This window comes from Streptomyces sp. NPDC001492 (genome assembly GCF_053597275.1).
The window spans coordinates 61007-82790 of the sequence record NZ_JBSFHW010000034.1 but is presented as its reverse complement, the minus strand read 5'-3'; the positions used below and the strand labels follow the sequence as shown (position 1 = coordinate 82790).

At 70.3% G+C, this 21784-nt stretch carries 17 protein-coding genes and 2 pseudogenes; 10 read left to right on the top strand and 9 right to left on the bottom strand.

Features of this window, described 5'->3' with window-relative positions:
* Positions 1–1081 precede the first annotated feature (1081 nt).
* Entirely contained in the window at positions 1082–2503 is a 1422-nt protein-coding gene (locus ACWC1K_RS34785; RefSeq protein WP_450836904.1) for a non-reducing end alpha-L-arabinofuranosidase family hydrolase, read from the top strand.
* 775 nt (positions 2504–3278) lie between these two features.
* Here the strand turns inward: ACWC1K_RS34785 and ACWC1K_RS34780 are convergent.
* On the bottom strand, positions 3279–4385 hold the full coding sequence (locus ACWC1K_RS34780; protein WP_450836903.1) for a ricin-type beta-trefoil lectin domain protein: 1107 nt from the start codon (positions 4383–4385) through the stop codon (positions 3279–3281).
* A 120-nt stretch (positions 4386–4505) separates the two neighbouring features.
* Positions 4506–5564 (bottom strand): LacI family DNA-binding transcriptional regulator, encoded by a 1059-nt coding sequence (locus tag ACWC1K_RS34775; protein ID WP_450836902.1) that lies wholly within the window; start codon positions 5562–5564, stop codon positions 4506–4508.
* A 201-nt stretch (positions 5565–5765) separates the two neighbouring features.
* On the opposite strand from ACWC1K_RS34775, the gene ACWC1K_RS34770 reads away from it, so the two are divergent.
* Together ACWC1K_RS34770 and trpC are read left to right on the top strand one after the other, a co-directional pair.
* The gene (locus ACWC1K_RS34770) at positions 5766–7058 is read left to right on the top strand and encodes a ferredoxin reductase family protein (RefSeq protein ID WP_450836901.1); all 1293 of its coding nucleotides are present in this window, start codon (positions 5766–5768) and stop codon (positions 7056–7058) included.
* A 275-nt stretch (positions 7059–7333) separates the two neighbouring features.
* Positions 7334–8119, top strand: coding sequence for an indole-3-glycerol phosphate synthase TrpC (gene trpC, locus ACWC1K_RS34765; RefSeq protein ID WP_450836900.1), 786 nt, complete (start codon positions 7334–7336; stop codon positions 8117–8119).
* Positions 8120–8371: 252 nt separating this feature from the next.
* Here trpC and ACWC1K_RS34760 read toward each other — a convergent pair whose 3' ends face one another.
* Together ACWC1K_RS34760 and ACWC1K_RS34755 are read right to left on the bottom strand one after the other, a co-directional pair.
* Positions 8372–9859 carry an APC family permease gene (locus ACWC1K_RS34760; protein ID WP_450836899.1) on the bottom strand — a complete coding sequence of 496 codons (1488 nt, stop codon included), beginning with the start codon at positions 9857–9859 and terminating at the stop codon, positions 8372–8374.
* An 83-nt stretch (positions 9860–9942) separates the two neighbouring features.
* Positions 9943–11598 (bottom strand): amidohydrolase, encoded by a 1656-nt coding sequence (locus tag ACWC1K_RS34755; RefSeq protein WP_450836898.1) that lies wholly within the window; start codon positions 11596–11598, stop codon positions 9943–9945.
* 177 nt (positions 11599–11775) lie between these two features.
* Between ACWC1K_RS34755 and ACWC1K_RS34750 the strand changes: the two genes are divergently transcribed.
* The 3 genes from ACWC1K_RS34750 to ACWC1K_RS34740 are packed head-to-tail and all read left to right on the top strand — an operon-like array spanning position 11776 to position 13706.
* Positions 11776–12390: a TetR/AcrR family transcriptional regulator gene (locus tag ACWC1K_RS34750; RefSeq protein ID WP_450836897.1), complete on the top strand. Its 615-nt coding sequence runs from the start codon at positions 11776–11778 to the stop codon at positions 12388–12390.
* A gap of 46 nt (positions 12391–12436) precedes the next feature.
* Positions 12437–13000, top strand: coding sequence for an MBL fold metallo-hydrolase (locus tag ACWC1K_RS34745; protein WP_450836896.1), 564 nt, complete (start codon positions 12437–12439; stop codon positions 12998–13000).
* 46 nt (positions 13001–13046) lie between these two features.
* On the top strand, positions 13047–13706 hold the full coding sequence (locus ACWC1K_RS34740; RefSeq protein WP_450836895.1) for an HAD-IA family hydrolase: 660 nt from the start codon (positions 13047–13049) through the stop codon (positions 13704–13706).
* Positions 13707–13771: 65 nt separating this feature from the next.
* On the opposite strand, the gene ACWC1K_RS34735 is transcribed toward ACWC1K_RS34740, so the two are convergent.
* Positions 13772–14236: a hypothetical protein gene (locus tag ACWC1K_RS34735; RefSeq protein WP_450836894.1), complete on the bottom strand. Its 465-nt coding sequence runs from the start codon at positions 14234–14236 to the stop codon at positions 13772–13774.
* A gap of 75 nt (positions 14237–14311) precedes the next feature.
* Here ACWC1K_RS34735 and ACWC1K_RS34730 point away from each other — a divergent pair.
* A pseudogene (locus ACWC1K_RS34730) lies at positions 14312–14473 on the top strand (arylamine N-acetyltransferase); the annotation flags it as partial.
* A gap of 123 nt (positions 14474–14596) precedes the next feature.
* Here ACWC1K_RS34730 and ACWC1K_RS34725 read toward each other — a convergent pair.
* Positions 14597–16447 carry an ABC transporter permease subunit gene (locus ACWC1K_RS34725; RefSeq protein ID WP_450836936.1) on the bottom strand — a complete coding sequence of 617 codons (1851 nt, stop codon included), beginning with the start codon at positions 16445–16447 and terminating at the stop codon, positions 14597–14599.
* 47 nt (positions 16448–16494) lie between these two features.
* On the bottom strand, positions 16495–18003 hold the full coding sequence (locus ACWC1K_RS34720; RefSeq protein WP_450836893.1) for an ABC transporter substrate-binding protein: 1509 nt from the start codon (positions 18001–18003) through the stop codon (positions 16495–16497).
* A 133-nt stretch (positions 18004–18136) separates the two neighbouring features.
* On the opposite strand from ACWC1K_RS34720, the pseudogene ACWC1K_RS34715 reads away from it, so the two are divergent.
* A pseudogene (locus ACWC1K_RS34715) lies at positions 18137–18707 on the top strand (aldehyde dehydrogenase family protein).
* A gap of 406 nt (positions 18708–19113) precedes the next feature.
* On the opposite strand, the gene ACWC1K_RS34710 reads toward ACWC1K_RS34715, so the two are convergent.
* Entirely contained in the window at positions 19114–19614 is a 501-nt protein-coding gene (locus ACWC1K_RS34710; RefSeq protein WP_450836892.1) for a GNAT family N-acetyltransferase, read from the bottom strand.
* 80 nt (positions 19615–19694) lie between these two features.
* On the bottom strand, positions 19695–19949 hold the full coding sequence (locus ACWC1K_RS34705; protein WP_450836891.1) for a hypothetical protein: 255 nt from the start codon (positions 19947–19949) through the stop codon (positions 19695–19697).
* Between the two features lie 160 nt (positions 19950–20109).
* Between ACWC1K_RS34705 and ACWC1K_RS34700 the strand changes: the two genes are divergently transcribed.
* Together ACWC1K_RS34700 and ACWC1K_RS34695 are read left to right on the top strand one after the other, a co-directional pair.
* A complete protein-coding gene (locus tag ACWC1K_RS34700) occupies positions 20110–20316 on the top strand; it encodes a hypothetical protein (protein WP_450836890.1) in 207 nt (68 codons plus the stop codon).
* A gap of 844 nt (positions 20317–21160) precedes the next feature.
* Positions 21161–21502 carry an Hsp20/alpha crystallin family protein gene (locus ACWC1K_RS34695; RefSeq protein ID WP_450836889.1) on the top strand — a complete coding sequence of 114 codons (342 nt, stop codon included), beginning with the start codon at positions 21161–21163 and terminating at the stop codon, positions 21500–21502.
* Positions 21503–21784: the final 282 nt, after the last annotated feature.

The following is a 21784-nucleotide window of genomic DNA, read 5'->3' as shown; positions in this document are numbered from 1 at the left end:
GGCCACGGCCACCTGCCGCAGTCCGGCTTTCAGCCCGGACGGGAAGGCCCTGTGGGGTTCACCGTCGTTTCGCGACGAAGGCGGCGGGTGGGAGAGCTCGGACGTCCTCGACCTTGCCTCCGGGACGATCAGTGCCGGACCCGCGTGGGACACAGGAGTCGCGGAGCATCCCGGAGGCGGACTCGTTGCCACGCTCGCCAGCGACCAGGGGGCCACGTACTGCCTTTTCGCGCGCGTCGATCGGGGGACCGCGCCTGCCGTGATGCGGCCGCTGCGCCGGGCGCTGATTCTGGACTGTGACGGCTACGAGACTCGCTCTTCAGCGCTGACGGACGTCATATTGCGATCCGTGGCAACACGTACGACCACTCGGTGGAGGTTTTCGAGTTTCCTTCGCTGCACCGGGTTCTGGCCACAACTCTCGGCGACCCCAGCCCTGGTTATCCCTAGCCCTGGCGTTCCTGGAGTCCATCGCCGAGATTCCGGAGGACGGCGACGACCTGGAGGCGCAGCTCGTCCTGACCGACGGAACCTCGGCTACGGCGGCAGCATCCATTCCTCACACTCGGGAAGCCGCCGCGCGGCGCTCGATCACCTCACTCTCGGGTCGCCGTGCATCGTCGAAACACTCGTCGAAACACCCGTCGAAACACCCAATGTATTCCGTGGCCCGTCAGTGCGTAGTTCGGACGTTCTCCGCGCACTGCATAGGAAGTTGTGTCACAAGACTAGACACAGGCAACGTTCATATCCGTTAATCCATCCCATGTCGCAGTGGAGACGAGCGATGGAGCCGAACCCCATATGGATCCCGAACCTCCTTGCCGAGCCGGGCTGTTGCCATGCCCAAGGTGTCCAGTTCGGGCGGAGTTCCGACGATCGAAGAGGACGAACCACGGTGCCGGATGAGCCTCGCGCGCATCACACGGCCGACGGTGGCAGCGCTCCGCAGTGGAACGACTCGGGCACAGCCGACCGCTAGATCTCAGCCTCAACTCGTTCGTTCTGGTCCTCCGGTTTGCTCGACACTTCGACCGACGTTCGACATGACGAACATTCACTCGAGGGATGCGAGGTTCCCATGCGTACAAGACTTTTCAGCCGCAGACGTCTGTCTGTGGTGCTCGCCGCCGTGGTCGCGGCCCTGATCTCGGTGGCTGCGATGCTCGTAGCCAACCCGGCCCAGGCGGCCACCAGCGGCGCATTGCGCGGCGCTGGTTCCGGCCGGTGTCTCGATGTGCCGAACGCCGGGCAGGCCGACGGCACCCTCCTGCAGATCTGGGACTGCACGGGCGGGTCCAACCAGCAGTGGACACTGACGGACAGCAACCAGTTGACCGTTTACGGCAACAAGTGCCTGGATGTTCCGGGCCACGCCACCACTGCCGGAACCCGGGTGGAGATCTGGGCCTGTAACGGCGGCGCGAACCAGCAGTGGCGGGTGAACGCGGACGGCACGGTCGTCGGCGTGGAGTCGGGCCTGTGCCTGGACGTTTCGGGTGCCGGTACGGCCAACGGCACGGCGGTGCAGCTCTGGAACTGCACCGGCGCCGGCAATCAGAAGTGGACCGGCCTGTCCGGGACGTCCAACTCGTGTTCCCTCCCGTCGACCTACCGGTGGAGCTCGACCGGTCCGTTGGCGCAGCCGTCGAACGGGTGGTATTCGCTGAAGGACTTCACGAACGTGACGTACAACGGCAAGCACCTGGTCTACGCGACGAACTCTTCGGGATCGGGATGGGGCTCGATGACGTTCAGTCCCTTCACGAACTGGTCCGACATGGCCTCGGCCACGCAGACCGGCATGAGCCAGGGCGCTGTCGCGCCCACGCTGTTCTACTTCGCGCCCAAGAACATCTGGGTGCTGGCCTCGCTGGGCTGGGGTACCGCCTGGCCCTTCACCTACCGCACATCCAGCGACCCCACCAACGCCAACGGCTGGTCCGCGCCGCAGCCGCTGTTCACCGGCAGTCTCCCCAGCGGGAGCGCGATCGACCCGACCCTGATCGCCGACGGCCAGAACATGTACATGTTCTTCGCCGGTGACAACGGCAGCATCTACCGGGCGAGCATGCCGATCGGGAACTTCCCGGGCAGCTTCGGCTCGTCGTACACGACGGTCATGAGCGACACGGTGAAGAACCTGTTCGAGGCGCCGCAGGTCTACAAGGTTCAGGGCCAGAACCAGTACCTCATGATCGTCGAGGCTCGGGGTGCGAGTGAACAGCGCTACTTCCGCTCGTTCACGGCCTCCAGCCTGAGCGGTTCGTGGACGCCGCAGGCCGCCAGCGAGAGCAGCCCCTTCGCGGGCAAGGCCAACAGCGGTGCCACCTGGACCAACGACATCAGCCACGGTGACCTGGTCCGCAACAACCCCGACCAGACCATGACCATCGACCCCTGCAACCTGCAGCTCCTCTACCAGGGCAGGTCCCCCAACTCGGACGGCGCCCCGTACGAGCAGCTGCCGTACCGGCCGGGCGTGCTCACGCTGCAGCGCTGAACATCGCACCGCGCCGGGTGAGGCCGTTGGTTCCTTCGGCCTCGACGGTTTGCACCGCTGAGTGCCGTAGCGGCCGGCTACGGCACTCAGCCTTCCCCTGACTGTGTCTTTGGCAGCCGGGCAGCACCTGTGCGAGCTTGCTGCCACTCCTCCGAACGGGCTCACCCGATGCTCGGCATGGTCGTCTGGGACGTCTGCTCTCGCGCTTCGACGCGAGGGCGGTAACGGCCACCTGCCTCAACGCGCACGCCTGTCCGACGGACAGGCGCCACAGGAACTCCGGTTCCGCGGCCGGTACTGCGACGCCTGCACACGCGTCACACTCCCTTGCCCGCCCCATGGCGCGATGCCGGTTCAGCCGGCGGCCTCGGTGTGGTCGGGCCGGCATGAACCACGGCCGCATTCTGCTCCAGGGCCCGCCCGAGACGGTCTTCGACCACTCCGGGGAACCGCGCCTGGAACGGTTCTTCGCCGCGGTCGGCCCCGCGTGAATCCCGTCGGCCCGGTGTGCGGCCGGGCTGATCCGGGAGCCGCTGCACTCCGGTGGGGATCCGTCTGCCGCCGAGCGCCGCGTCCGGCGCTTACGGCCCGCCCGGCAGCGACAGGAGTGGATGGTTCCCTCGACGCCCGCGCGGGTGGCTCCAGGCCAGCCCATGAGGGCCGTCAGGGGGCGGGCTTGTCTGCGGGACCACCCCGCTGCGGCGGCAGGTCGGCCCGCCACCGATGTGCTCCCGGGATCCGAGCCCGGAGAGGGGCCGGATCCCGGGAGCGGGGGTCATCCGGCGGTCAGAGTGGTCCACTTCTGGTTGGTGCCGCCGTTGCAGTCCCACAGTTGGAGCTGCGTGCCGTCGGTCGTGGAGAAGCCCGGAACGTCGAGGCAGCGGCCGGAGGCGGGGTTGCGGTAGCCGCCGTTGTAGGGCTGCCAGACCTGGTTGGCGCCGCCGTGGCAGGCCCACAGCTGCACCTTGGTGCCGTTGGCGGTGGCCCCGCCGGCGGCGTCGAGGCACTTGCCCATGGAGCGCAGGGTGCCGTCGGTGTAGGCGGACCAGAGCTGGTTGGCACTGTCGCCACAGCTCCAGATCTGGACGGCGGTCCCGTCGGCGGTGTTGGCGCCGTTGACATCCATGCACTTGCCGGCGATGCCGGACTGCACACGCGCCGGCGCGGGAGCGGGGTTCCTCAGCCACCCGGCGCCGTCCGCGGACTGGATGCCGCGGTGGAAGGCGTCGGCCATCTTCTGGTAGCCCGAGTCATTGGGGTGCAGGGGGTCGGCCAGGTCTGCCGTCGTCAGGCTGCTCATGTCGACGAATGCGACGTGCTTGCCCGCGGCCTGGGCGTCGCTGACGATTTGCCGGGTGGCCTGGTTGTAGGCGCCCCGGAACTGTTCCTCCGAGCTGCTGGTGGACACGACCAGGGAAGCGACGAGGACGGTCGCGTCGGGAACGTCGGCGGTGATCTGGTCGACCAGCGACCTGAGCCGCCCGATGGCGGTGTTGACCTCGGAGGCCCCTTGGAGGTCGTTCGTACCGATGTGCAGCGTCACGACGTTGGGCCGGTAGCGGGTCAGCGAGGCGTCCGCGAGTGCGGCGATCTGGTCGATGCGGTATCCGGAGTGGCCCTCGTTGTCGGGGTCGGACATCGAACCGTTCCGCACCGTGCCCACGAAGTCGAGCGGATGGCCGTCCGCCGTCAGCTGGTTCCACAACGGCCCGCGGTAGCCGTTGCCGGTGCTGCTGCCCACGCCCCAGGTGATCGAGTCGCCCAAGGGCATGACCCGTAAGGGCGTGTTGGAGGCGGCGGAGGCAGGGGTCACCCCTGCCGTCATCACCCCGAGGGCGACGGCGACAAGCGTGATCAGCGGTATTAACCAAGTTCTTCTCATGCAGCGTCCCTTCTGCGAATGCGAAGCACAACCGCATGGATACCACGACACCGACTTAGACATCCCATGAATAGCTGGAAGTCTGGGATGAATGGCAAGGAGAGGCCGTTTTCTGTCTCGTTACCCCTGTTGACATCCCATGTCTTGCCGCCCTGGCCGCCGGGTGGAGCGACGAGGGACCAGTGCGGGTGGGACGAGTCTGCGCCGGTCCACGCCGCTGCGGCCGTTGATGACAGCGATCAGCAGGTCGACTGCTTCGGCGCCCACCTGGTCCGGGCAGAGGCTGACGGTGGTGAGGGGCGGGGTGGTCGCCGCGTAGTCGGGGTCCTCGCTGACGCACGCCACCAGCAGGTCGCGCGGCACCCGCAGGCCGTGGTGGCGCGCGGCGGCGAGGATGTTGTGGCCGGAGTCGGAGTAGACGCCGATGACGGCGTCGGGTCGTGGGTCGTGGCGGAGCAGCCGGCTGACCGCGTTCTGTTCGGCCGTGAAGTAGTCGGGCAGCGTGGCGTATTCCTCGACGAGGACGGGCCTTTGGTGCTCGCCGCACCAGGACCGGTAGGCGTCCGCGATCAGACGCGGGTACGCGTCGTCGTGAACGGGCAGGGACAGCGCGATCCGCCGGGCGCCGGAGTGCGTGAGGTGGTCGAGCAACAGGCGCACGCCCGCTCCGTGGTCGGCGTCCACCCATGCGTCGCGCCAGCTGCACTCGGGCGGGCGGCCCTCGCTGATGATCGGTATGCCGCGCTCCCGCAGGATGGCACGCACCGGGTCCTCGGCACGCGGTCCGACGTGGATGACGCCGTCCATCGGCGTGTTGAGCCACATCCACGGCGACATCGAACTCGGCATCACCGTGAGCAGGTAGCCGCGTTCATGGGCCGCCGCCATGGCGCCCAGTGCCAGTTGTGCGTAGTACGGGATCTCGGTGTACGGGACGGGCAGGTCGCCGTACGTCGTCATGGTCAGGCCGAGGACTCCGGTGCTGCCGCGGGCCAGGGCGCGGGCCGTACTGGCCGGGGCGTATCCGAGTTCGCGGGCGGCGGCGAGCACGCGCTGCCTCGTCGCCTCGGAGAGGCGGCCGGTGCCGTTGAGCGCGTTCGACACCGTGGCGGTGGAGACCCCGGCTCGTGCGGCCACGACGCCCAGCGTGGGACGCCGCCAGGCACGCGAGCTCGTCATGTGTACCTCAACAGCCCTGTGACGGCTTGTGGTTAAGCCCTTAATCACTCAGCGTACCCAGCGACACCGGCCGGGACGGTCGCCGGGTGAGGGCCCTGGGGTTCTCGAGACCTGTGTGCCGGGCGCGAGTGCGTCACTTGGACAAGAGGGGAAGCGGTGGAGGCGACGATTTCGCAGGTGCGGCAAAGCACCATACCTCCGGTGGTTGCGGCGCGGTGGGCGCTGTGGACGTTCGTCATCGTCAACTTGGTGATCGTCGAGGTCTTGTTCCTCACCGCCGGGACGGGCCAGAACGGGGTGCTCACCGTCGCCAAGTTCTTCGGCCTGCACGCCGCCGTGCTGATGTTGTTCCAGCTGCTGCTGGTGGCCCGGCTGCCGTGGCTCGACCGCCGTGTCGGCATGGACCGGTTGACGGTGTGGCACCGGTGGGTCGGCTTCACCTTGGTGTGGACCGTCCTCACCCACGCCGTGCTGATTGTGCTGGGCTTCGCGAGGCTCGGTGACACGTCGATGACGAAGACGTTCTTCTCGCTGGCCGGAGTGCCGGCCTCCCTGCTCGGAATGTTCGCCGCGGCGATCGTCGTCGTGGTCGCCGCGGTCTCCGCCCGGTATGTGAGGCAGCGGCTGCGGTACGAGGTCTGGCACGGCCTGCACCTGCTGCTGTACGTGGCGTTGGGGTTGGCGTTCGTCCACCAGTTGCAGGAGACCACGACCTTCAGCTCCTCCGCGTTCGCCAGGATCTACTGGTGGGCCCTGTGGCTGTTCGCGTTCGGTGCCCTGCTCGCGGGGCGGATCGTCCTACCTGTGTGGCGCAACGCCTATCACCGGTTCGAAGTCTCGGCTGTGGTGCCGGAGTCGGACAACGTGGTGTCGGTGCATGTCACCGGCCGCCACCTGGACAGGCTGCCTGCCCGGGCCGGCCAGTTCTGCATCTGGCGCTTCCCCGGGCACCACCACTGGTGGCTGGCGAACCCGTTCTCGCTGTCGGCGGCACCCGACGGCCGTACGTTGCGCCTGACCGCCAAGGCGGTCGGCGGTACCAGTGCCGGTCTGCGGCACCTCCCGGTCGGGACCCGCGCGTTCGTCGAGGGGCCGTACGGTGCGTTCACCTCGTTGCACCGGACGCGGCCCGGGGCGCTGCTGATCGCCGGAGGGGTCGGGATCACGCCGGTCCGCGCCCTGCTGGAGGAGGAAACGCCCGGCGACGTCGTCGTGCTCTACCGGGTGCGCAGCGAGAACGACGCCGTGCTGGCCGACGAGGTACGAGCCCTGGTCGCCGACCGCGGTGGGAAGCTGTACCTGCTCACCGGCCGTACGGGGGAGGGGAGTTCGCCGTTCGGAACGGAGGCTCTCCTTGCACTGGTTCCCGACATGGCCGAACGCGACGTGTACGTCTGCGGCCCCTCCGGGATGACCGCGGCCGTGCTCGGCTCACTGCGCACCCTGAAGGTTCCCCAGCGGCAGATCCACGCCGAGCGGTTCGGCCTGGCCTGAGCCGCCCGCGACGGTATCGATTCAATACACCGAGGCTGCATGCAAACGCCGAGCGCTTGCATGCAGCCTCGAGGTCGTCCCCGTCGGGATCATGGCACTTCATGGATCATCCGTGAGAAGTTCACCTTCAGCGCCCCGCGCAGGCCGGTATGCACACCATGATCGATCCGGATGGGACCGTCTTCTGAGGACAACCGGGACGACGACGGCGCACCGCCTCAGGCCGGCCGAGGCACGTCCCACGCGGCAGACGATTTGGATACAGGGAGACAACGATGAGCGTTCTTGACGGCATCCTCGCGGGAGTTCGCGAAGACCTGGAGGAGCGTAAGCGCGCGACACCTCTTGCGGAGCTGCGCTCCCGGGTGGCCGACGCGGCACCCGCGCTCGACCCGCTGCCCGCGTTCCGGGCACCCGGGGTGTCCATCATCGCCGAGGTGAAGCGAAAAAGCCCCAGCAAGGGTGCGCTGGCCGACATCCCCGACCCCGCGTCCCTGGCGGCCCAGTACGCGGCCGGCGGTGCCGCCGCGATCAGTGTGCTGACCGAGCGCAGGCGTTTCGGCGGCTCCCTCGCCGATCTTGACGCCGTACGCGCCCGGGTCGACGTGCCCGTCCTGCGCAAGGACTTCATCGTCGACCCCTACCAGCTGTGGGAAGCCCGCGCACACGGCGCCGACCTTGCGCTCCTCATGGTCGTGTCGCTGGACGACGGCCAACTCGCCGATCTGATGGGGCTGTGCAAGGAGTTGGGCCTCACGCCGCTCGTGGAGGCACACACGGCCGACGAAGTGCGGCGTGCCGCTGCCGCGGGGGCCGAACTCCTCGGCATCAACGCCCGGGATCTGACGACGCTGGACGTGGACCGCAAGGTGTTCGCCGACCTCGTGACGGCCATCCCCGAAGCCACCGTCAAGGTCGCGGAGTCGGGAGTGGCGGGTCCCAAGGACGTCGCGGAGTACCGCGGTTGGGGAGCCGACGTGGTCCTGGTCGGCGAGGCACTGGTCCGCTCGGGAGACCCGCGCACGGCCGTGCGCGAGTTCATCGAGGCGGCCGGGGCGTAACGCCGACGGACGTGGTGGCTGACCTCAGCCGGTCGGTGAGGAGAGGCCGGCCGGGGGAGTGGCGGCCACGGACCACCCCGCCAAGGAATAGGCAGTGAAGGGCAGATCCGTGCCGGCCGGGCGAGGCACCTCCGGACTGGCACGGTTCTGCCCGTCCCTTCGCGAGGGTGTCGGGAGCGGGACGCTTCGCTCAGGTCTCGGCGGCCCCGCCGCGGTGACGTCGCGGCACGCGACGGGGCCGTGGGCCTTCGCTCACACCGTGTCGACGTCGGTGGTGGCGAGCCTGGCGTAGACGTCGGGCCGGTTGCGGCGGATCCGCACGGCGAGCGCCGCTCCGGTCGCGAAGACGACCGGAGTGAGCGCGGCCAGCGACCAGTTGACGGCGGGTCCGGCGCCGGTGAAGAGATTGAGGCGGGTGCAGACCAGCCCGGTGATCGCGGCCAGGAGGAGCGCGGCGGCCACCGGTGCGGCGATCGTGCGCAGGCGTCCGGCCGCGCCGGTGCCGGGGTTGCGGCGGAAGAAGACGGCCACGGAGCAGGCGGCGAGCGTCTGCAGAGCGAGAATGCCGACCACACCGGGCGTGTTCACCCAGAGCAGGAACTGGTTGTACGGGTGCGCTCCGATCGCGGCGAACACCGCGGTGACGACGGCCGCCAGCACGCTCTGCGCGATTCCGGAGACCCAGGGCGAGCCGTGCCGGGGGTGGACGAGGCCGAGGCGGGCGGGGGCGGCGCCCTCGGCGGACAGCGCGTAGCCGTAGCGGGTGATGGCGTTGTGGAAGGCGAGCAGGGAGGCCAGCAGGCTGCTGACGATCAGGACACGCTGGAGGTCGGTGGCCCACGAGCCGACGTAGCGGGTCATGGCGGTGAAGAACATCTCGGCGGGATTCTGTGCCGCGGTCGCGACGGCCTTGTCGTCACCGAAGGCCTGGACGATGACCCACACGACGAACGTGTAGAACAGGCCGAGGAAGCCGACCGCCAGGTAGGTGGCGCGGGGAACGGTGCGGTTGGGGTCGCGGGCCTCCTCGCGGTAGAGGGCGGTGGCCTCGAAGCCGATGAAGGCGGCGATGGCGAGGCCCAGCGGTGCGCTCATCTGCGAGGTGAAGACGTGGGAGGGCGCGAAGGAAGCCAGGCGCAGACCGTGCGCGCCACCCTTGACGAGGATCGCCCCGGCGAGCAGCACCAGCACGGCGGTCTCCGCGATCAGCAGCGCGGCGAGGACCTTGGCGCCGAGGTGGAGGGACCGGAAGCCGAGGAACCACACCACGGCGATCCCGGCGAAGGCGTAGACCGACCAGGGCAGGTTGACGCCCAGGAGGTCGCTCGCGGTGCGGGAGGCGAAGAAGCCGAAGGCCCCGTAGGTGCCGATCTGCAGGGCGTTGTAGGAGAACACCGCGAGCAGCGCGGCGCCCAGTCCGGCGGGACGGCCGAGCCCCCGGGCGATGTACGAGTAGAAGGCGCCCGCGTTGCGGATGTACGGCGTCATGGCGGTGAAGCCGACCGCGAACAGGCACAGGACGACGCCGACCGCCAGGTAGGCGACCGGGGCGCCGATACCGCCGAAGAGGATCGCGAGCGGGGCGATACCGGCCATGACGGTGAGCGGGGCGGCGGCCGCGACGACGAAGAAGACGATGTCGCTGACGCCGAGCGAGGCACGCTGCAGACGGCCGGTCGGGTCCGCCCCGGGGGTCGTCGGTGGCTGTTGGGGAGCGGTGGAGGTGTGGGGCTCGGTCATGGAGGTCTCCGCGTGAGGCGTGAGGTCGACGGGGGAGGGGACTGTCCCTGGCACGCGGGCCCGGCCGTGACGACAGCAGGAGGCTATCGCCGTCCGGTCGGCACGGGGGCGGTGCTGCCGGCGCCGTGCGTCTGCCGGCCGGCGAGCCAGGTGCCCAGAACGGGCAGGTGTGCGAGGTCGCGGGCAGCGGTCTCGACCGGGTCGGCGGCGAGATGCACCAGGTCGGCGCGCATTCCGGGGCGCAGGACGCCCCATTCCTTCTCCTCGTACGCCTGGTAGGCGCATCCGGCGGAGTAGGCGGCCAGGGCGGTCGCGGTGCCGATCCGTTCCTGGGGGAGCCAGCCGCCCTCGGGGATGCCCTCGGGCGTCTGGCGGGTCACGGCGGTGGCGATGCCCCGCAGTGGTTCATGAGCGGTGACCGGCCAGTCGCTGCCGAAGGCGATGCGGGCGCCGGAGGCGAGCAGGGCGGCGAACTGGTACTGCCGCGCGCCGCGCTCCGGGCCGATCTTCGGCAGGATGAGGTCGGTCATCAGCCGGTCGGGCTGGGCCCACAGCGGCTGAAGATTGGCGATCACGCCGAGGGCGGCGAAGCGGGGCAGGTCGGCGGGGTCGATCATCTGGGCGTGCGCGATGACCGGGCGGCGGTCGCCGGGGCCGTTGACGCGGGCCGCGGCCTCGACGGCGTCGAGGGCGACCCGGACGCCGCCGTCGCCGAGCGCGTGGATGTGCGGCTGGAAACCGAGGGCGTCGATCGCGGTGACGGCCTTGGCCAGTTCGGCCGGTGCCCAGTTGGCGATGCCGTGGGAGTGCGGGCAGTCGGTGTACGGCTCCAGGAGCGCGGCCGTGCCCGACTCGACGACCCCGTCGGCGAAGAACTTCACCGTGTGCGCGGTGAGCAGCCCAGGAGCGGCACTCTCCACACGCTCACGCTCGGCGGCGAGCCGGGGAAGCTGCTCGCGCCAGTGGTCAGGCCCCAGGAAGAAGCCGAGGTCGGCACGGACCGGCAGCCCCGGACCGGTGGTCGCCGCGGTGATCCAGACGTCGGCGTGGTGCGGTTCCACCCAGGCGTCCTGCATCCAGGTCACGCCGGAGGCCGCGAACCGGGCGGCGGTCTGGCGCAGTGCGTCCACCTGGGTTTCGTGGGACGGCTGGGGGACGAGATCGAGGACCGGCAGCACGGCGGCGAACTCGCGCAGGGTGCCCAGCGGTTCGCCGGAGCCTTCCCGGCGTACGATCTGCCCGCCGTCGGGGTCGGGTGTGGCGGCCGTGAACCCGGCCCGGCGCAGGGCCTCGCTGTTCACCCACGCGGTGTGGTGGTCCATCGTGCGCAGCACCACGGGCCGGTCGGGGACGGCCGCGTCCAGTCGGCGTGCGTCGAACCGGCCGTCGGGCGCGAGCCAGGCGTCGAAACCGTCGCCGGTGATCCACTCGGCCTGCGGGTGCTCGTCGGCCCAGTGCCGTACGGCCTCGACGATCTCCTCCACCGAGGTGCACTCGCGGACGGGTGCCCCGAGCAGACCCAGGCCGCCCATCACGGGGTGCACGTGCCCGTCGCCGAACGCGGGCAGCAGGGCGCCTCCTTGCAGGTCGACCACGGTGGTGCCGCTGCCGCGGGTGGCGAGGGCTTCGGCTCCGAGTGCGCTGATCCTGCCGCCCGTGACGGCGAGGGAGTCGAGCACCGGCGCCTCCGCGGCTCCGGTTCTGACGGTCCCTCCGGTGAACACGATGTCGGCCTGCATGGCGGCGGCGCCCTTCCCGTCGTACGACCACCGAACTGAAACTGATTCGGTTTCGGTAATGTAGGGGGTGCCCGAGCGACCGGGAAGGGGTTTACTGAAAGTCATTCGGTAAAGTTCTGGTGACACAGCGGGCGGCCGTGCCGCCGCCCGGCGGGGAGACGACGAAAAGGAGCCCACGTGCCAAGGCCGCGCACCCCTCTGCTGGACCGCCGGCGCATCGGGGCGGCAGCCCTGAGAATCGCCGACGAGCAGGGCGCCCTCACCATTCCGGCCCTGGCCCGGGAGCTCGGCGTCGCCCCCTCGGCGCTCTACCACCATGTGTCCGGCCGCGAGGAGATCGTCTCGCTCATGCGGGAAGAGCTGGCCCTGGAGGCCGGCCCCGACGACTGGGACGCCTCACAGCCCTGGGAGCAGGCCCTGGAGGCATGGGCCCGCTCCTACCGCGCGGCCTTCGCGACCCACCCCGGGGCGGTCCCCCTGCTCGCCACCGCTCCGCTGGCCGAGCCCTTCATGCACGCGATGTACGAGCAGGTCGCCGAACGCCTGCTGGCCGCCGGTTTCACCACCCGTCAGGTCATGCCTGTGATCACCGCGCTGGAGAGCTTCATCCTCGGCTCGGCCCTCGACCTCGTCGCACCACCCGTGATGGTCTCCGACGTGACCCGCGAAACCGCCCCCCACCTCAGCGCCGTACTCGACGACACCCCCACCGACCACCACCGGGCCGAGCTCGCGTTCGACACCGGCCTGCGCGCCCTGCTCACCGGTTTCCGGGCGCTCCTTCCCCGGTGACCGGCTCGCACCACCCCACTCCCGCATCTCCTCCGAGGAGCCCCTCGTGACCGCTGCCTTCCACGTCCTGACCACCGGCTACGCGGAGACACGCGTCGCCGGCACCCTCACCCTGCTCGTCGACGGCGACACGGTCGCGATCGTCGACCCCGGCATGGTCGCGGACCGCCGACTCATCCTGGACCCGCTCGCGGACCACGGGCTGAGTCCCGAGGACGTCACCGACGTGGTCTTCAGTCACCACCACCCGGACCACACACTGAACGCGGCCCTGTTCCCCGCCGCCCGCTTCCACGACCACATGGCCATCTACCAGGACGACATCTGGGAGGACCGCGACGCCGACGGATACCGGCTCTCCCCGTCGATCACGCTCATGACGACCCCCGGTCACACGGCAGAGGACGTCAGCACCCTGGTCACGGCCGACGAGGGCCTGGTGGTCCTGACCCATCTGTGGTGGACCGCCGAGGGCCCGGCCGACGACCCCTTCGCCCCCGACCGCGAACAACTGCGGGCAGCCAGGGAGAAGGTCCTGGCCCTCGGCCCGGCGCTGATCGTGCCGGGGCACGGGGCACCGTTCGTGCCTTCGGCGTCGACACCCCTCTGACGATCCGTCCCGCTGCCGCCCGCCCGCGGCCTGACATGATCGATGCGTGACCAGTGGACAGCACAGCAAGTACGTCCTGATCGACGTCGACGGCACGTTGATCGACGCGGTGAGCAACCAGCGCCGGGTCTGGGGGAGTTGGGCGGAGCGATACGGACTGGACGCGGACGAGGTCTACCGGGTCGCCCTGCGGACGCGGCCGGTGGAGACGTTCGCCCAGGTCGCTGCCGGGCGCGATCCGCGTGAATGCCTGGCCGTACTCCACGAGTTGGAGGACGAAGACGTCCGTTGCGGCGTCTATGCCGCTTTCGACGGCGCGTCGGAGCTGCTCCACGGTCTGCCCCCCGCGTCCTGGGCGCTGGTGACCTCGAACTACGAGCACCGGGTGCGCGGGCGTTTCCTGCGGACGGGCCTGCCCATGCCGGCGGTGATCGTGGATGCCGCCGCCGTGGCCGAGGGCAAGCCCTCTCCCGTCCCCTATCTGCAGGCTGCCGAACGGCTGGGAGCGGAGCCCGGAGACTGCCTGGTCATCGAGGACGCCCCGTCGGGAGTGCGGTCCGGGCTGCGGGCCGGGATGACGGTGTGGGGGGTGAACGCCGCCGCCGCGGTGGAGGGCGTGCACCGCCACTTCGTCAGCCTGCGCGAGGCAGTCCCGCACATCCTGGCCTTCGTGTCCGGGAACCACGGGGATGCCGCAGCAGCCTGAACCGTCCGGCACCGCTGCCGGTCGCCTTCGTGACGCCGACCAGAGCAGGGCCGTAGGCACCGACGTCAGGAACCCTGTTGGTCGGTTGAGGCGGGTTCCTTGCCCGGCCCGGTCGGCTGGTGCGTGAAGACCACGACGTGCCAGGTGCCCTTCTGCCGCGTCACGGTGAAGGTGTCCTGCAACGGCTTGCCCGCCTTGTCCTCGGCCACAAGGCGGGCGGAGCCGGTGTCCGGGCCCATGTCGTGCTCGATCTGCACGTCCTTGATCTTCCACCCCCGCCCGCCCCGGTCCGCGAGGATCTGCGTCGCCTCCTGTCTCGACCACTTCGCGTCCGTGACACCGCCGACGGCCATCAGGGCGGTGGCACTCCGGGAGTTCAGTGCGGTCACATAGGCTTCGACGGCCTCGCGCGCCCCATCGGCGGATGCCGAACTCGAAGGGCGTGAGGGCGTGGCCTTGTCGGCAGGTGACGAGCAGCCCGATGCGACGGCCAGAGCGGCCAGCACGGCCAGGAGTCGTCGACGTTCCACAGCGCACTCCTTGGTTGTTCCTGTGAGGGGGTCGGCAGCGTGTCACGTGCGGTGGGCGTATCGCCAGGTACGCGGATGGCGCTCAAGGAACCGAACGGCCGCGGCGGCTACTGCTGTCACATGAACGGGGCGCTGGGGTTGCTGCTCAGTTCGCTCGGTTACGCGGTACGCGGCCACATCGGCGGAGTGCACGGCCCGGACGGCCCTCAGCCTGCCGTGATGGGTGACCACCTGGTCCTGACGGTGGAGCAGCTGCCGAGCGACTCGAATCCCGGGGGTGTCTGGTACGTCGACAACGGGTTGGCTGAGGTTCGAGCGGCTCCAGGGTGGCGGGCAGCGCGGGCGCTTGGTGGGGCGGGGCTATGGCGATGTCGTCCAGCGCAGGGGCTGTTTCGGCCCAGGCGGTGTCTCCGGCACCGTCGGCGCCGTCCCGCGGGGATCGTCCATGGGCGCTCCGGGGCGGTACGGTGCCCGCCGCCTGAGCCGGGGGAGACGTACTCCACCTGCCGCCGTGACCGCGAGCGCTCCGAGCAGGGCCAGGACGGCGGCCGGGGCGAGGACGACCCAGGGGGCGCGTTCGGCATACGGCTGGTTCTCGGCGAGCAGCAGGCCCCATTCGGGTGAGGGAGGCTGGGCACCGAGACCGAGGAAGCTGAGCGCGGCCAGGTTCAGGGCGATGCCGGGCAGGCGGAGCAGGGCGTGGCGGACGACCGGAGGCAGGACCGCTGGGAGCAACTCCCGGGTGAGCAGGTGCCACTCCGTGGCGCCGAGGGCGCGGGTGGCGGTGAGGTGAGTGGTGGCGCGTTCCTGTTGGAGGAGGGCGGAGGTGTGGGTGGCCAGGGGGGTCCAGGCGCCGATGGCCACGGCGATGGCCGGAGTCCATGGGCCGCTGCCCGCGAGACCGGTGACGAGGAGTCCGGCCAGGACGGGTGGTATGGCGTTGATGGTGTCTGACACGGGCCCGGAAAGGCGGGGGAGCAGGCCCAGCAGAACGCCGGTGACGAGGGCGGCGGCGCTGACGGCCAGGGCGATGCCGAGGGTGGTGAGCGCACCGTGGGCGACGCGGGCCAGGATGTCCCGGCCGAGCGCGTCCGTGCCGAACGCATGCGCGTACGAGGGGCGTTGGAGTCGAGCGGCCGGGTTCAGCGAGAGCGGGTCGCGTGGCAGGCCGAGGCCGATGACGGCGGCCAGCAGCGCCCCGTACAGCAGGGGAACGATGCTGCGCGCCGGTGTTGCGGGCGGATGCAGGGAATGCAGTGCGCCGTCGCGCAGCCCGGGCCCGACGAGCCGCCGGGCGGCGAGCCGCGCCAGGGCACTGACGACTGCGGCGAGCAGGACCAGGGCGAGTGTCCCGGTCTGCAGGACCGGCAGGTCCTGGGCGAGGGCGGCGCGCAGGGTGAGTTGACCCAGACCGGGGATGTCGAAGATCTGCTCCACGGCGACGGCTCCGCCGGTGAGGCTCACCATGAACAGTCCCAGGTTGGGCAGCAGCCCGGGCACGCAGCGACGCAGCGCCTTGCGGGCCACGGACGAGGGTGGGAGGCCGCGGGCAGCGGCGGCCGGCGCCCACGGTTCGGCGAACGCGCCGGGCAACAGGTCGTCCAGGAGCCGCCCGAGGACCGCCCCGGTCGGCAGACCGAGGGCGAGGGAGGGCAGGACCATCCACTGCGGGCCGTACCAGCCGAGGGCGGGCAGCCAGCCCAGCTGTACGCCGATGACCGAGGCGAGTACGGAGGCGACGAGGAACTCCGGCAGCGCGGCCAGCACCGCCGGACCGGTGCCGCCCGGACGCCTGGTGCCGAGGCGGCGCATGGAGCCCAGCCACAGGGTGCGGGCGCACGTCGCGGCGGTCGTGCACACCGCGACGGCGACCGCACCGGCCATCAGCATCAGGGAAACACCGAGGGCCTGTACGGCGGAGGGCAGCACCTCGCCGCCGGAGACCCAGGAGACGCCTGCGTCCCCGTGCAGCAGCCCGCCCAGCCAGTGCCCGAGCAGCCGCAACGGACCGTCGCTCAGGCCGAGTTGGTCCCGTACGGCCCTCAGTGCCTCGGGGGTGGGATCGCGGTCGGCGGAGCGGGCCTTGAGTACGGTCAGGGCGGGGTCGGTTCGCGACAGCCATGGCAGCAGGCCGATCCCGCAGAGCAGCGCGGCAGTGAGCGCGGCCCGCCACAGCAGCGTGGGGCCGCCGCCCCGCGCGAGGGCGCGCAGGGCGGCAGACAGAGCGGAGGGGCCACCGGGGCGGCCGGAGGTGCGGTTCAGCGCCGGGTTCCTGTTCCTACGTACTGGCGTTCGTCCCAGCTGAACAGTGCGCCCTGTACCGACTTGGCGATGCCCAGGACGGCCCTGACATGGACGAGTGGGATCACCGCGTCGGTGCCGAGGATCGCCGCCTCGGCCTTCATGGCGGCGTCCTGTCGCCTGCCGGTGTCGGGCTCTGCCTGGGCGGCGGCGACGAGCCGGTCGACGTTCTTGTCGCACAGCTGCGACACGTTGTACGTGCCGCGGCAGGTGAAGTCGCCGGCCAGGACGGAGACCGGGTCGCCGGTGTCGAGCATCATGTTGCGGGAGGTCACGGCGGCGTCGTACTTCCCGGCCAGCATGTCGCTTTCGACCTGCGAGTCACTGCGTACCACCAGCTTCACCTTGAACCCGGCCTTCTCCAGGTCCTGTTGCAGCACCTGGGCGACCTCGGGCAGCTCGGGCCGGGTGGAGTAGGTGGCGATGGTGATGTTCTTGCCGTCGGGGGCGGTGACCTTCGTCCGTCCGCCGGGCGCGACGCGCTTGCCGGACGTCCAGGGCAGGGCCGGGCCGAACAGGCCCTGGGCGGGTTCGGCGTATCCCTCGTACACCTGCTTGGCGATGACGGAGGTGCCGATGGCTTCGCGCGCGGCGGCCCGCAGTCCGGGGTCGGTGAAGGGGCCGGACTTGGTGTTCAGGTACAGGCTGGTGTCGCGTGCTGTGTCCGTGTCGTGGACGGTGTCCTTGTCCAGGGAGGCGATCTGCGAGACGGGGATCGCCTGGGCGATGTCCATCTGGCCGGTGCGCAGGGCGTTGGCGCGGGCGGCGCCGTCGGCGATGAACTGGACGTCGATGCCCGGGGCCTGGGCGCGGCCGTCCCAGTAGTCGTCGAAGCGGCTCAGGGTTGCTGCCGTGTCGCCGGTGATCTTCGTGATCTCGAACGGGCCGGTGGCGGTACCGACCGGGTTCACGGTGCCGTTCTTCTCGTACGCCTTCGGGGAGAAGATGGCCAGGCTCGGGTTCGACAGCCGCAGCGGCAGCACCGGGTCGGCGGTGCCGGTGCGGACTCGCACCCGGTTCTCGCCCTCGGCCCGGACGGTCAGTTTCACGCCGGTCAGAGCGGTGGGCGCTGGCTCGGCCCGGGCAGCGTGAGCGAGGGCGGAGGCGACGGCCTCGGCGGTGACCTCGGTGCCGTCCTGGAACGTGGCGTGCCGCAGCGTGAACACCCAGCTCCTGTCGCCCTTGTCGCTGCTCCACGACTCGGCGAGCGAGGGGATCGCGGCGCCGTTGGCGTCCAGCTTGGTCAGCCCTTCCGAGACGGCCAGCCGGGACATGATGAACGCGTCCTGGCCGTAAGGGGAGTAGTGCTCGGTCGGTGCGAAGGCCAGCGCCATGCGCAGCCGGGCTCCCTCCCCGGAGCCCGATGAGCCGGAGGACGACGAGTCGTCTTGACGGGAGGCAAAACAGCCGGTGAGAAGGGGAGCGAGGAGCAGGCCGGCTATCAGCCGGCGGCGGGGTTTTCTCATGGTTCGCGTTCTTGTCTTCCGGACGGTGGTGATCACGGGGGTTCCGCGGAAGCGTATATGAAAATCATTTCCATTTCACCGTCGGGTCCGCGACGCGGAAGCGTTCCCTGCGGGAGGGTTCGGTCTTCGTCGTGTGCGGGGTGAGAGCGTCAACCGTCGTTGTGGGCAGTCGGGATGCGCTGCACTCGCTCGGTGTTCGTCTGGATGGGATGGCTCGCCTCGCGCTGTGCGCGCCGCAGGCGTCGACCTCGGCCCCGTCATCGACCACAGCGCCGTCACCAGACTCAACGGCCCGGTCGAGGACGCGACCCGCCGCGGCGCACACCTGCTCACCGGCGGTTTCACTCCCGGCCACCCCGGCACGTTCTTCGAGCCGACACTCCTGGACCACATGCCGGCCGACGCCGATCTCGCTCGCACCGAGATCTTTGGGCCCGTCGCAGCTGTCCAGCGCTTCTCCCACCAGGAACCTCGACCGCGCCTTCAACGTGGCCGGCCAACTGGCCACCGGCCTGGTCGGCGTCAACCAGGGCGTCCTCTCGAACGCGGCCGCACCGTTCGGCGGGATCAAGCAGTCCGGCCTCGGACGCGAGGGCAGCAGCGAGGGTCTCGAGGAGCCGCGACGCCCTTTCGCGCCCACGAGGCCGACCAGTTTGCCCTCCGCCCGCCGGTCGATAGCTATGCGCCCGTCCCCGAAGCCCTGACCAGGCTCTTTCCGGCCACCGCGGCTGCGCGGATGGCCCGGTGGTCCACGGCGAGCGTGGCCAGGGCGGCGGACCGCGGATGTGACCACCCTTCTTGCCGCTGCGCGTGGTCAGGGCCTCTCGGTTGGGCTCCGCTACCTCGTTGTTCTGAACAACGTCGCAGCCACTGAGGTGCTGGTTGAGGATGACGGCCGTCTCGGGGACCTGTCATCTCTGCGCGGCAATCCGGGAACTCACCGGTCCCGCCGTGACGACACCCACGGTGCACCTGGCCGCCGTCCCGTACCGGTGGTGGCGACGCGTGCGGTCCCGTAGGGCGGGATGAACCGCGAACTTCACCAAAGCCGCCTGGCTGAGGCGAGGCACCTGTAGTGAGTCGCGGCCATCAAGGAACGGCTGTGACCACTCAGACGGCACGTTCCATGCAGACCAGCTGATCCCGCTCGTCCCACGACTCGGTGACGGTGAATCCGAGCCGCTCGTACAGAGCGATCGCGCCGGTCCGCCACTTCCACACGGACAGCCGCACCGTGCTGAGGCCGCTTTCCGCAGCATGCACGAGGGCGGTGCTCACCAGGCTGGACGCGACGCCCCGCCCCCGGAACGCCGGATCCGTCCAGAGCCTCTTGACCTCGGAACGTCCGTCGACAGGGGCGGTCACCACCAGGCAGCCCACGGCGGTGTCCCCGCTCATCGCCAGCAGCACGACATCGTCAACGAACACGGCCTGTGGATCCGCGAGCTCTGCCCGGTAGCGGTCCGGCAACGCATCCACACCGGCGACGGCCTCACCCTTCTCGGCCTGTGTCTGCACATGGTAGGCAGCCAGCAGATCTGCCAGGCCATCCTGGACGGAAAGGGCCTGACCTGGGCGGCGGACGACGACAACCGCACGTTGATCAGTCATGACGTGAGCATCGCATGACGCAGGTCCAGGGCCAGACCGTGGGCCCTGGTCCACTCGTTTGCGCGTGCGGGCATGCCCGTCTAGGGGTCGCACGGCTCGGCTGCCGGAACGGGGAACTCACTGTTCACCCATGGTGCCGGTTCGAGCTGAGCGTCGGTGTCGGCGTCGACGACGGACAGGCCGGCTGTCGGGCCGATGTTGAGGGGGCTGTTGGAGCGGGGAGTGGTGCCCGGCGGGGGCGCTGACGTTGGGGGGAACAGGAAGTTCTCGAAGGCGTCCAGCCCGAACAGCATGAGCAGGAGAATCACCGGCAGGACCAGAGCTATCGCAACCATGACGCCTCCCGGTGAAGCAGTGATCACGGGAACGCGGCGGACGTACTCCTGGTCAAAGGCTGGGCCGATCGGGGGAATTTTGCACGCTGGACGCGAAGGCAGTAGGCCAGTCGGGTGATATTGAGCTGATGAAGGTCCTTGATCGTTCGTTGGGCCGTGCATGGATGCTCGCGGTCGTGTCGTGGAGCCGTTGGCGGGCCTGCCGGAGGACGGCTGGCCTGCGCCCGGGTCCGGTGATCACACCGGTGTCACCCCCTGCGAGCGCGCCAGAAGACGCCTGCAGGGGCGGATGGTGATGGTCGGCATCGCGGTGACCACGGTGATCGTCGCGGTGGTGTCCGCCGTGGCGCGTGACCTTCCCCGGTGAGCGTCTACGAGCTGTTCGGGGAACCGGTGGTGCGATGCTGGCGCACCGCAGCCGGCCGGCCCCCCGACGGGCTGCAGGATGATCCCGCGGACGGGCAGGTCAAGAGGGTCAATAGGCCCGCATCCCCGACGGCGCCCGCGCATCCCGCGGCTTCTGCACAGGCTGCGGCGCCGCCCGGCCGACAGCACCGCAATCCCGGTGGTGCAGCAGCCATGCCCTGCCCATGCGCCGCGTGTGCGCAGGTGCCGTCGGCGCGGACGTGAAGGCGCGTTCATGGCTCGCGTTGCGCCATCGCGGGGAGCTCGCCGAAAGGTGCGGTCCGAGCGGGACGTCAGCCCGTGTCAGCCGCCGCGGCCCGCTGGGAGGGGGAGAGGTAGCGGGCGGGCGTGGCGGCGGTCGTTCCAGTCGACGCCGGTCCGGACCGCGCTCGGCCGCGGATGCCTGACGGCTGCACACCTGCCGCTGGCGCCGATGCCGACTGCCAGGGGTGTGAGGAGCCACCTCGGTAGAGTCGTGGGTCTGCCCTCCCTTCTGCGGCATGGGTGACCCCCAGGGCGCCCTGGGGGTCTGGTCGCGAACTGTGCCGGCGTGCCGGCCGGACCGCCGCTTGCGCCGGGACCTCTGCCTGGTTTCCCCGGGCCCTGGTGTGCTCCGCCTGTGAGCGCCGTGGCGTTGGCGGATCGCGTCAGCTGTGAGGTCTGCGGTGTGCCGCGGTGGCAGAGGCCGGGGCGAGACGGCGGTAGCCGCCGCTACGCCGGATTTTGTCCATGTATGGCGGCTCGGGGCTACTTCTCTTGACCGGCTCGTCGAGCGGGTCTGGGGCACAGCCGCGCACCCGGCCGGCATGCCGATGGACGCCTGGCGCGAGGGGGGCACGTTCTTCGTCGAGCTGGATCTGCCGGGCGTGGACCCGGAGTCCGTCGACCTCGATGTCGAGGACAACGTCCTCACTGTCAGGGCCGAACGCAAGCCGACGTACGGCGAGGGCACCGACAAGGTGATCACCGAGCGGCCTGCGGGGACGTTCAGCCGGCAGCTGTTCCTCGGTGACACCCTCGACTCCGAACGCATCGAAGCCGCCTACGAGGCAGGCGTTCTCAGGCTGCGGATCCCGGTCGCCGAGCAGGCCAAGCCACGCAAGATCGCCATCAGCGGTGGCAGCGACCGCAAGGAACGCGGTAACTGAGCAGCGAGCAGCCGCTCAGGCCCCGGCGCCCAGCCGGGGCCTGGCTGTACCGGAAGGCCCCCTGGCCGCTCCTGCCAACAGGACGCGCCCCGGCCCTGGTCCGCATTCCGTCGATCACCACGGTCCGGGTGCGCGACGTACGGCGAATCGTGCAGCGCATGCTGCGGCGCGCCGGTGTCGGTGAGCTCGCCACCACCGTGTAGCCCTTGTTCTTGGCCGCGGGCGCTGCGGGCCGTGTCCCGCGCCTGCGCAATGATCACTGAAGCAGCCGAGTCCAGCTCG